Here is an 11,157-nt window from a genome sequence, read left to right on the forward strand (position 1 = left end):
CGCTCACCCCGCAGGAACAGCCGCCAACGGCGAGTCGACGTTCCAGGTGGCGACGTCGATGATCCTGTCGCGCAACGCGGTGAACACGGTGTCGACGGACTGGCAGGCCGCCTCCGTATCAGGATGAGTCGCATTGAAGTCGAGCCCCGACTCGTCGCGGTTGATCCACATGAAGACCTCCCGGGAGGGCGTGGCGTTGGCGTACACCGAGAAGTCGTGTCGCCGTGCGAGTTCCGCGCCGGGAACGCGCGACACGTCGACGTACGACAGCATCGGCGCAGCGAACCCGTGTTTCACGGGGAACGACGGGTCGTCGGCGAGCAGATCGATCACCGGGAACACCGGGACGCTCTCAAGCCGACGGGCGTCGCCCATCGCGGCATGCGCGGCCGCGGCCACCTCTTCGAATGAACCTCGGGCGTCGAACTGCACGGGAACCAGCGTCACGTACCAGCCGACGGCCATCGCGTCGCCGGGGGCCGAGCGATCGGCCCGTGGAATGAGCATCGTGAAGAGATCGTCACCGGTCAGTTCGTGGTGCACTTGGCCGAGCACCGCGAGCAGCGCGCTGCCCGTGTTGGCGCCCGCCTGCTTCGCCGCCGTCGCGAATCGGGAGGCGGTCTCGAGGTCCACGAACGACGAGTGCACCAGGATCTTGCCGGGCGCCGACTCGTCGGGTCCCAGCCCGAGCGGAAGCCCGAACGAGGGCATCCCGCCTGCGCGCTTGACCACGTCGCGCCAATGCTGCACGGCGGGGTGCGCCGGAGTCAGCTCGGCGGCGGCAGCCCGCTGCTCGGCGCAGAACTCCGGATACGGGCGCACCGGCAAGCCGACGAAGTCGACTCCTTCGCGGGCAGCGGAGTAGCGAGACACGATCTCGAAGAAGCTCACGGCCTGTGAGACGCCGTCGGTGAACATGTGGTCGACCGCGATGATCACGTCGAAGTGCGGATCGTCCGCGCCCTCCCGAGCGTTCTCGGTGCCTGCCGCCGCGAACTCGAACGCGGCCCAATCCTCGAGCCCGGGCACGTGGGTCAACAAATGGTCTTTGACGGTGCGATCCGGGTGGTCGTCCGAGGTGGCCGCGACGGCCAATTCGATCTGTTCAGGGCGCAATGTCCGTCCCGCGGGGCGAAGATCGCCGGACACATCGAATGCGGTATGGAACGATTCATGCGCGCGAACGAATTCGTTTAATACGGATGAGAGAACACCCTCATCGAAATGGTCAAAGATCGTAAACATCGTGAATACCAGACGGCGCGTGCACGCTTCGCCGTCGATACCGCTCCGAAGATGGTCCGCCTGAATGTAGGACGTGTCTACGCCCAGGTCAGGAGCCCTCCTCATCGCGTCGCGCGTCGCCTCGTCCGGGGACCAGGTGACCCAGTCTCCAGGAAGGCATTCCCATTGCTCAACAAACCCCGACTTCATTTCCATAATGTTGGCCGATTGCCTATCGGTTCAACAGACTAATTCGTAGTGAGAAATTGCACAGTATCGACACCGAATCGGCCGGCGCATAAATCGCCTATTTCGGCCGAATGGGAATTGCGATTGCGTTTGATTCTTGGAAACCCGCTGTTTGTCTCACGGTCGACACGGCATGTCTGGAGCGTACGAAGGTCAGCTCGACCAGACTCCGGACACGCCGCGGCGGTGCGAGCCCAACACGTGGGTGTCGACGATGCCGAGGGCCTCCATGAGGGCGAACATCGTCGTGGGGCCGACGAATCGGAACCCCTTCTTTCGGAGCGCCTTCGACAACGCGATCGATTCCGGCGAGGTGGTCGGGACGTCGGCCATGCTTTGCGGTCGCGGAGTGTCCGCGGGTTTGAACGACCATAGGAACTCCTCGAGTCCGCCGTCCTCGCGCAGCGCGATGGCTGCCCGCGCGTTGGTGACGGTGGCCTCGACCTTGGCGCGGTTGCGGACGATCCGGGCGTCGCCCATGAGGCGCTCGACGTCGTCGGGTCCGAAGGTCGAGACGACGTCGGCGTCGAAGTCGAGGAAGACTTCTCGGAAGGCGTCGCGTTTACGCAGGATCGTCGCCCACGACAGTCCGGCTTGGAAGCCCTCCAGGCACAGCCGTTCGAAATGGGCGGACTCCCCCGACACGGGCATACCCCATTCGGTGTCGTAATAGTCCTGCATCATCCCGGGCACCGCGCCCCACGGCGTGCGGTGCAGACCGTCGTCCCCGAGAACAGTGCCGCCCGATGACGGACCGCCGCGTGCCTGCTCCGCAGGCATCAGTGCAGTGACACGCGATCGATGATGGCCTGGAATCCGCTGCTGCCCTGCGGCAGCGACGTCATCCACACCACGAAGTACTGCGCCTCGTCGGGCGACTCGACGTCGAGGGTGGTCTTCTTGTCGCCGACTGTCCCGCTGCCGACCTGAGTCGTCGCGTCGAGATTCGTCGGATTCCGCGAATTCGTCGTCCGCAGTTGGACGTTGAAGCCGGGCGTCGGTGTCTCGATGGTCACCGATTTCACGGTGCCGGGCGACGCGAGCCGGAACATCAATCCGAGGCCGTCCTTGAGCCCAGCGAAATCCGGTGAGCCACGGTAGTTGTCGGTCCTCCACCCGGGTGCTTCGCCGGTCAGGATGTGTTCGAGATTCGCCGACGAGTCCGGCGGCTGCTGCGACGTGTCCAAGAGCGTCACCGACCGGACATCAATCGGTTCCGCGGGCTTTGCGGAGCTCGGCGGGGCAGCTGGCTCGGCGGGCGCGCTCGACGACGACTCCGGTAGGAACGAGTCCAGGTCGGCGTTGGTCTCGTCGGAGGTGCCGAACACGTTGGTCGCGGCGACGATGATCGCGATGATGACGAACAGGATGAACAGTCCACCGCCTGCGAGCAGCGCGGTGTTCCGCTTCCCGGACTCGCCTTCGCCCATCAGGCGTTCCTTGCGAGTACGGCTGATCGGCGCCACCGACACCGGAGCCGGCGCGTCAGCGAGACGCGGCAGCATGTCGGTCTGCAGATCGACGACAGTCGCCTGGTCGAGGACGTGCTGGACGGTCGCGGCCGTTCGGATGCCGCGGTCGCCTTCCAGCGCGCGTGCGGCGACGGCGGAGATCTCGAACGGGATGTCGGGCTTCGCGTCGCGCGGCGCCCGCGGCTGTGTCGGGTCGGCGGGGTCGGGTTCGGCGATCGCCATTCCGCCGACCGGATCGGTCGTGATCGCGGAGGTGACGAGTCGCTTACCGGCGTCGCCGTCGAGGGTCCACCGGCCCAGCAGCAGCGCGTACAGGACGGCGCCGAGACCGCGGACGTCGCTGCGACGGTCGTCGTCGGACATGATCGCGGGGAATGCGAGGACGGCGTCGCCCGCCGTGCTGACTCGGATGCGGTCCGGGTGGTCGATGGACAGGACCGCGCCCGCGCGATGCGCCGCCTCGGCTCCTGCTGCGAGGGCGCGCACCGCGCGTGCCGCACCCGTCGCGGACGGGCCGGTCGCTGCCACGTCGGCCAGTCGGGAGCCCGGAATCCATTCGGAGACGACGATGCCGCCGGACGCGCTGCGCACCACGTCGAGGACGCGTGCGACGCCTGCCGTGTGCAGCTGTCCGAGCCTGCGAGTCCGGTGCAGGACTGCTTGCGGGCCCTCGGCGACGGGGTCGCGCTGGCCCGGAGCGATCGGCGGGAACTTCTGGTCGGGGTCGACGAAGGTCAGACCGACCTCGCGGTCGAGCCCGATGTCTTTGGCCCGCCAGAAGGCGAGGCCGCGGGTACCGCCCTGCGGTTCGAGCAGACGGTAGCGGCCGCCGGCGACGGCGGCGCCCGGAACGAGACGAGGCCCCCGTACCTGTTGGGCCGGTGGCGTCTTCGGCATCATGGCGCGCGTCGGATCGGTAGACGGGCGCGGCGGCTCGTCGCCCGAACCGGATCCGGTCATCGGCTGTGCTCCTCGGGGACGCAGGGGTGGCTGCGACGGTCCGGGGCGGCGCTGCGGTGGGCCCGCAGGACGACTGCGGACCACCGGGATCACAGCTGTTTCGCCTGCCGCACCACCCGTGAAGGCGGAGTACTCCTGCCAGGTGGCTGTGCCTCGGTCGAAGCGGCGCCGGACGTCTACTTGTCCAGCGTACGGGAACGACTCCTCGTTCGAGACTCGCGGGAACTGCACTGTCATGGTGGGTGAATCCACGTCGCCGTCGATGGCGGGCGGGGCGAGTCTCGGAATGAAACGTCCGACGATCCGCATCACCGCGTTGCTGATCGACACCATCTCCGGGATCTTCAAGGCGACCAGGAGAAGGTAGACGACGCCGAGGGCGACGATCGCGGCGACGATCAGATACACGAGCGAGCCGACCTTCCCCGCATGCGTCGACATGCGGGCGAAGCCGGTCAGTTCGGAGATCGCCCAGACGGCGGCCACGACCACCGCGGACACGCCGATCGTGAGCAGCGTCGGTCGGGTGACGTTCTTCATCGCTCGTCCGCCGAGCCGCTTCTTCAGCAGAAGGTGGCCGACGATCGCGCCGACCGCATAGCCGAGTCCGTTCGAGAGCGACAGCCACCGCACCACCATCGACGGATCGTCGAACAGAACGGGCCCGAGGTAGGACGAGCCGACCTTCACCGCGGTGATGCCCAAGACCATGACGGTCGGTGTCCAGGCGTCCTCGCGGGCATAGAACACGCGCAGCTGGACGAGGGTCATCGCATACGGGATGAGGGTGAATGCGCCCCACGCGAGAACCGAGCCGACCTGTGACGCGGTGTCGGCGTCGAACTCACCGAAGTTGAAGATCGCGACGCCGATCGCGGGTCCGAAGAACGTCATGAACGCCACGACGGGCACGAGCGCCACGATTGTCAGACGGGTGGCCAACGACATGTCGTCGACGACGGCCTCGGTGTCGTCGGCGGCCGCGTTGCGCGACATGCGCGGCATGATCGCCGTCAGGATCGTCACGCCGAGCACACCGTACGGAAGCTGCAGCAACTGCCAGTGGGTGGCGTACGCGGAGATTCCGCCCGCGCTGGCTCCCGCCGCGATGTTGTAGGTCACCATCAAGCCGACCTGCAGGATCAGCACGTAGCCGATGATCGCGACCGCCATGTTGCCGAACATCCGCAGGCGCGCGTCGATCCCCCACTTCCAGCGCAGCCGGACCCCGACCTTCCGCAGGTACGGGAGCAGGATCGCGACCTGAGCGACGACGCCGAACGTGGTGCCGATGCCGAGTACGAGCAACTTCGGATCGGACATGGTCACCGGATTGAGGCTGATCTCGCCGGGCATCAGGAAGAACAGGACAAGGGTCGTGATCTGCACGACGTTGTTCAGCACCGGAGCCCAGGCACCCGGTTTGAACAGGCCCTTCATGTTCAGGATCGCGATAAACAGTGCGGTGAGACCGTAGAAGAGGACTTCGGGCAGCAGCAGATAGGCGAGTGTCGTGGTGACGTCGCGGTTCACTTCGCCGTCGCCGACGTTCAACGCTGTCAGCACGGGCGCGGCGATGATCGCGACGACTGTCGCGACACCGAGGACGACGACGGTCAGGCTGAAGATCCGGTTGATGAAGTCTGCGCCGCCGTCGGAGTCTTCGGCTTCGGCGCGGACCAGGACAGGGATGACGATCGCGGTGAGGACGGCGCCGAGGAGCACCTCGGAGATCATGCCGGGGAGAACATACGCAGCCTGGAACGCCGACGACAGCGCCGGACCGAGCATCGCCAACACGAGGACCGTGCGGATGAACCCGGTGATTCGGCTGGTGAGCGTACCGATGGCGATGGAGCCGCCGGTGCGCATCACGCTCTCGTCGGATGGGTTCTCGACTTTCTTGTGCTCGGTCGTCATCCACGCTCTCCGGGGTCGGGCTCTTCGCGTTCGTCTGTGTCGGTCACGCGCTCGGCCGCCAGACGCTGCTGGTAGCCGGTGGAGGCGAGGTGCCGTTCGTACTCATCGGGTTCGGGCCTGTCCTCGTCGGCGGGGTCGGGCTCGCCGCGGAACCGGTGCCATAGGCGTCGTGCCGTCAGAAGTACCAGGATGACACCTGCGGCGATCGTGATCCAGAACAGTGCCTTTCCGTAGGCATTTGCGTAGATCGACAGGTCGACGGGACTGCTCAACGGGACGTTGTTCGTCGTGACGAGCGCGATTCGGACAGTGGCGGGCTGCGAACTCGACGCGTGCGTCGGCAGTTGCAGCTGTCTGGTGCCCTTCGCGGGGATCTCGACGACGCCGACGTCGCCGACGCTGAGCTCAGGCGGCGCGGTGATGTCCAGGCTGACCTTGATCGGAAGCGCCAGCTCGTTGCGCACCACCAGTAGTAGCGGGCTCCGTTCGGACGCGAGCGTGTATCGCCCGCTCGGATCGAGCAACGACACCGACTGCTGCATGCGCGTCAGGGTCGATCCGACTGCGGCGAGGCGTTGCGGGCGTTCGACCCTCGAGACGGTCCGGTTGGTCGTCGACGGCGTCGAGACGGTCCGAAGAAGATCCGCGCGCAGTGGGTCGATGTACTCGGCAGGCGTGAACGGCAAGTCGTGGCCGGTGGCGAACGAGCCTTCGAGACGTCCGATGAGGGCCACGTCGCGGCGTACGTCCGCCAGATCCTTCGACGACAGCGGGTAGCCGTCGGCGGCGAGCTGGTCGACGTCGCCGGGCACGACGAGGTCGGCAGGGCGGTCGGCCTTGCCGAGTCCGGCGATCACATCGGTGAGCGGGACGGGGTCGGCGGTGCCGGAGGCGACCATGAGCCGCGCGGTGTTCAGGAGCGAGCGTGCGTCGTCGGACGTCGGCGACCAGTACGTCGGGGGCATGGTGAACGCGCTGCGCCCGGTGGTGGCAGTGACCGGGTCGGATGTGCCAGAACCCGATGCGCCAGAACCCGATATGTCTGAACTGGATTCGTCTGAACTCGGCGCCGCGACGTCGAGCATCGGGAAGGCCAGCGACGCGGCAGCCGTCTGACGCCGGCTCGCCGCCGACTCCCCTGCCACGGACGGACGCTGCCATTCCGGAAGGAACGACGGGGCGACGGGCCGGTCGCCGATCGATCCGAGCGCTGCGCTGACACCGGGATCGTAGGTCTGCACCGGCAGTCCGCCAGACTTGTACCGGCCGGCCAGACCGGAGCCGCGGCGTTCCCGACTGCTCGGATCCACCGCCGTCGAGACGACGGCCGCAGCGTCCGAGCCCTTGCGGCCTTCGAGCAGTGTCCGCCCTTCCGGGGACACGGTGCCGGTCGCCGGGACGGTGAGGCCTCGGACACTGGTGACACCGAGGATGGCGTCGACGGTGTCGTACGCGCCGTTCAACGCCATGTCGGTGAGCTGGTCGTTGTCGATCCGTTCGAGGGAGTCGAGTCCCGCCTGTGCGTACGGGAGTGCGGTGACGCACATGCCGGACGCCACCCGAGTGAGGCGCGCGAGCCACTTGCGGGCCGTCGTCGAGCCGTCCCCGTCCCGGGTCTGCGCGTCCGGGTCGGACGGATCCTCGGTGATCGAATAGCCGGACGCCATCGACTGCACCGTGCTCACCAAGTCGGGGTCCACGGCCAGACAGATCGCGTTGCGCACGCGGTCCTCCGGCTTGTCCGCCCGGCCCTTGTCTGCTCCACCATCGCCGATCCCGGCCACAGTCTCGAGGGCCTGCAAGGACTTCCCGAGCCGCCCGTCGTCTTCGAGGGACGACGTCAGGTCGTCGCTGATCAGCCGGATGTCGGCGGTGTCGCCGCCGAGAGTGCCCGCTGCCTGCTGCGGCGGTGCAGCCAGCGGCCAGAGGAAGGTGAACGCCGCGGGATTCGTGTCGTTCGCGGCCACCGACCCGTCACGGCCGAGGAGCGGAGCCGATTCCGTACCCGATCCCGGTTCGACCCACTGGCGCGCCCGTGCCCGGTCGGCAGGCAGCGACAGGACGGGGAGCATCGTCCGCGAGTCGGCGATCCGCGCCTGGCCGCCGTAGTCGGGGGTTCCGTTGACGTTCACCAAGAGCGGATAGACCCCGGCTTGCGAGATCTGCAGGCCGCCCGCGGAGAGGGGGACGTCGACGGCGAAGTCGACGGTCTCATGGGGTGCGAGTGTGGTCGCCACCTTCGTGAACTCAGTGACGGTGTCGTAGACGGACGCGTCCGCGGCGAGAACGGTGCGCAGATCGGTCGACGTGGCGGCGTCCGAGCGTTGGAGTCGGACGATCACATCGTGGATCGGTCTGTCGAAGGTGTTCGTGATGCGGCCGCGGACGCCGACAGTCCGCCCCGACGAACTGGTGACGGTCGACGGCGTGACATCGGTGAGCGCGACGGACGCGTAATTCGTGTCGGGATCGTCGCCGGGGGTCGCAGACGCGGTCGGCGTCGGGCCGACGCCGACAAAGGCGAGAACAGACCCGAGAGTCAAGAGAACTGCGGCCACGAGCGCCGCGATCCGGACGCTGCGACCGGGGCGGTCAGCTGTCACCGGTGGCCGGTCGCCGCGGTCGCCTTCTGCGCCGCCGGGACTTGACCGGTGGCGGCGGCTCGTTGCGGCGCTGGTTGCGGGCGGCTGCGGCCTTCTCATAGTCGTTCGGCTCGGTACGGATACAGCTTGCTTCCGACTGTGCCAGCCGGGTCGGATCGCTCCGCAGATCGGCGATCACAGATTCCGCCGTCCGAGCGAGACGTCGCTCGTCAGAGTACGTGAGTCGGCGGGGAAGTTCGGTGAGCGGCACCCATGCGACCTCGCTCACTTCGTAGTCCTCATCGGAGAGCTCGCCGCCGGTGAACCGGAGTAGATAATGGTGCACCGTCTTGTGAATGCGACGGCCTTCGCTGACGAACCAGTAATCGATCTTGCCGAGTGGCGCGACGACGGTTCCCTCGATGCCGGTCTCCTCGGCGACCTCGCGCATCGCCGTCTGTTCGGCCGTCTCACCGGTCTCGATATGTCCCTTGGGCAGCGACCACATGGTGCGCCCGCGTCGGTCGACGCGGCCGATGAGGGCGGCACGCTGATCGTCGAACGGGGCGTCGATGTCGGACAGGACCAGACCGCCGGCCGACGTCTCGCGGACGGTGCGCAGCTTCGGGGCCGGATCGGCGTCGGCGGGGCGTCGTCCGCCGCGCCGCGAGCCGTTCGGCGAGGGCGACGACGGCTTGTTGCCGCTATTGCCCTTGTTGCCGCCGTTGCCGGTGTTCGGGTTCCCGCTTCCACTGTCTTTGCGACGATTCCGGTTCGCGAGATCGGATGGCTTGGGGGTTGCGGGGCCGGTGGCGGTGGGTTTCGCGGCCGCGGAATCCGGTTTGGCTGCGTCGGTCGGCCGGCCCGAACGACGTCCTCGCCTGCGGCGACCTCGTCGATTGCGTCGATTGCGAGTCGGTTGATCGCTTCCGCCGCTCGTCACCGGTTTTCCGCCGTCGCTTGCTGCCGGAGCGTCGGAAGCGACGTCCGTATGGTGCAGCGATGGTTCGGCGGACACACTCCGATGCTAGCCGTTCGTCACCGTCTGTTAGCCATGGCAGGCTGACCGCGCTAGCCGCGTCGGCGAGTCGGTAGTCTTCTATCCCATGACCGACAGCGCGCAGAGCAGCCGGATGAGCGACGAGCAGCGCGCCGAGCGCCGCAGCCGTCTGCTGGCGTCCGCCGCCGTGACGTTGCGTTCCCTCGACGAGGTGCTGACGCCTCTTGCGGCCCGTTTCGCGGACCGCGGACACGAGTTGTACCTGGTGGGAGGCTCGGTACGGGACGCGGTGCTCGGTAGGCTGGGCAACGACCTCGACTTCACGACAGACGCCAGACCCGAGGTGATCGCCGAGATCCTGAAGGGGTGGGCCACCGCGGTCTGGGACACCGGCATCGACTTCGGCACGGTGAGCGCACAGTTCGGCGATCAGATGGTGGAGATCACCACGTTCCGGTCGGACATGTACGACCAAGTCAGTCGTAACCCGGTGGTCACCTTCGGTGACACCCTCGACGGCGACCTGATCCGCCGCGACTTCCGAGTCAACGCGATGGCCGTGCGACTCCACGCGGACGGGCAGCAGGAGTTCTGCGACCCGCTGGACGGACTGACGGATCTGCTGGCGGGCGTCATCGACACTCCGGCGGCCCCGGAGACCTCGTTCAACGACGATCCCCTCCGGATGCTGCGCGGTGTCCGTTTCGTCGCACAGCTCGGCTTCGCGTTGACGCCGCGGGTGTTCGACGCGATCTGTGCGATGGTCGACCAGATCGACCGGATCACCGTGGAGCGGATCCGGGTGGAGTTGGACAAGATGATCGTGGGCGAGCATCCGATCGACGGCGTCGACCTGCTCGTCGAGACGGGTCTCGCCGAGCACGTGCTCCCCGAGATCCCCGGCATGAAGCTGACTATCGACGAACATCACCAGCACAAGGACGTCTACCAGCATTCGTTGACGGTCTTGCGGCAGGCGATCGATCTGGAGACGGGCGACCCGGACCTGGTTCTGCGGTGGGCCGCGCTGCTGCACGACATCGGCAAGCCCGCGACGCGGCGCCACGAGGACGCCGGAGGCGTCAGCTTCCACCACCACGAGGTGGTCGGCGCCAAGATGGTCCGTAAGCGGATGCGGGCACTCAAGTACCCGAAGGCGGTGGTCGAGGACGTCGCGCAACTGGTGTTCCTGCACCTGCGCTTCCACGGATACGGCGAAGGCCGGTGGACCGATTCGGCGGTCCGCCGCTACGTGACCGATGCCGGTCCCCTCCTCGACCGTCTGCACAAACTGGTGCGCGCGGACTGCACCACGCGGAACAAGCGTCGCGCCCGCAAGCTTCAGGAGACGTACGACGATCTGGAACATCGGATCGCCGTGCTGAAGGAGGCCGAGGACCTCGACCGCGTCCGTCCGGATCTGGACGGCAACGCGATCATGGAGCTGTTGGGCGTCCCGCCCGGCCCGCTCGTCGGGAAGGCGTGGCGCTACCTGAAGGACCTGCGTCTCGACTCGGGCCCGATGTCCCGCGAGGACGCCGAGACCGCCCTGAAAGCCTGGTGGTCGGAGCAGTCCGCCGACTGAGGCTCCCCCTCCGCCGGTCGAGCGTCGCCCCGCCGCCGGTCGAGCCCCGGTCCGCTGGTCGAGCGGAGTCGAGACAGTGAGGATGGAGGGTGGGTCCTCGGGGGCGTGTTCTGACTTGAGTCGAGACTGACGCCTGTGTGGTTGTCGTGAAGGGGACGTGTCGAA

6 protein-coding genes are annotated in these 11,157 nt (G+C 67.4%); 1 reads left to right on the forward strand and 5 read right to left on the reverse strand.

Annotated elements, in window-relative coordinates; translation table 11 throughout:
• Positions 1-3: 3 nt before the first annotated feature.
• The 5 genes from L5G32_RS15750 to L5G32_RS15770 form a co-directional block, all read right to left on the reverse strand.
• Positions 4-1,440, reverse strand: coding sequence for a condensation domain-containing protein (locus L5G32_RS15750; protein ID WP_308192053.1), 1,437 nt, complete (start codon positions 1,438-1,440; stop codon positions 4-6).
• 186 nt (positions 1,441-1,626) lie between these two features.
• On the reverse strand, positions 1,627-2,253 hold the full coding sequence (locus tag L5G32_RS15755) for a DNA-3-methyladenine glycosylase I (protein WP_237012017.1): 627 nt from the start codon (positions 2,251-2,253) through the stop codon (positions 1,627-1,629).
• Positions 2,253-5,825: a murein biosynthesis integral membrane protein MurJ gene (gene murJ / locus L5G32_RS15760; protein ID WP_237012018.1), complete on the reverse strand. Its 3,573-nt coding sequence runs from the start codon at positions 5,823-5,825 to the stop codon at positions 2,253-2,255. Before murJ ends, L5G32_RS15755 begins: the two co-directional genes overlap by 1 nt.
• Positions 5,822-8,428: a DUF6049 family protein gene (locus L5G32_RS15765; protein ID WP_237012019.1), complete on the reverse strand. Its 2,607-nt coding sequence runs from the start codon at positions 8,426-8,428 to the stop codon at positions 5,822-5,824. Before L5G32_RS15765 ends, murJ begins: the two co-directional genes overlap by 4 nt.
• Complete coding sequence (locus tag L5G32_RS15770; RefSeq protein WP_237012020.1) at positions 8,418-9,425, reverse strand: NUDIX hydrolase; 1,008 nt, start codon at positions 9,423-9,425, stop codon at positions 8,418-8,420. The genes L5G32_RS15765 and L5G32_RS15770 overlap by 11 nt, the downstream gene beginning before the upstream one ends.
• 88 nt (positions 9,426-9,513) lie before the next feature.
• Here L5G32_RS15770 and L5G32_RS15775 point away from each other — a divergent pair, with 88 nt between their 5' ends.
• Positions 9,514-10,992, forward strand: a complete 1,479-nt coding sequence (locus L5G32_RS15775; protein WP_237012021.1) for a CCA tRNA nucleotidyltransferase — start codon at positions 9,514-9,516, stop codon at positions 10,990-10,992.
• The last annotated feature ends 165 nt before the right edge of the window (positions 10,993-11,157 follow it).

This window comes from Gordonia zhenghanii (genome assembly GCF_021738965.1).
GTDB lineage: Bacteria > Actinomycetota > Actinomycetes > Mycobacteriales > Mycobacteriaceae > Gordonia > Gordonia zhenghanii.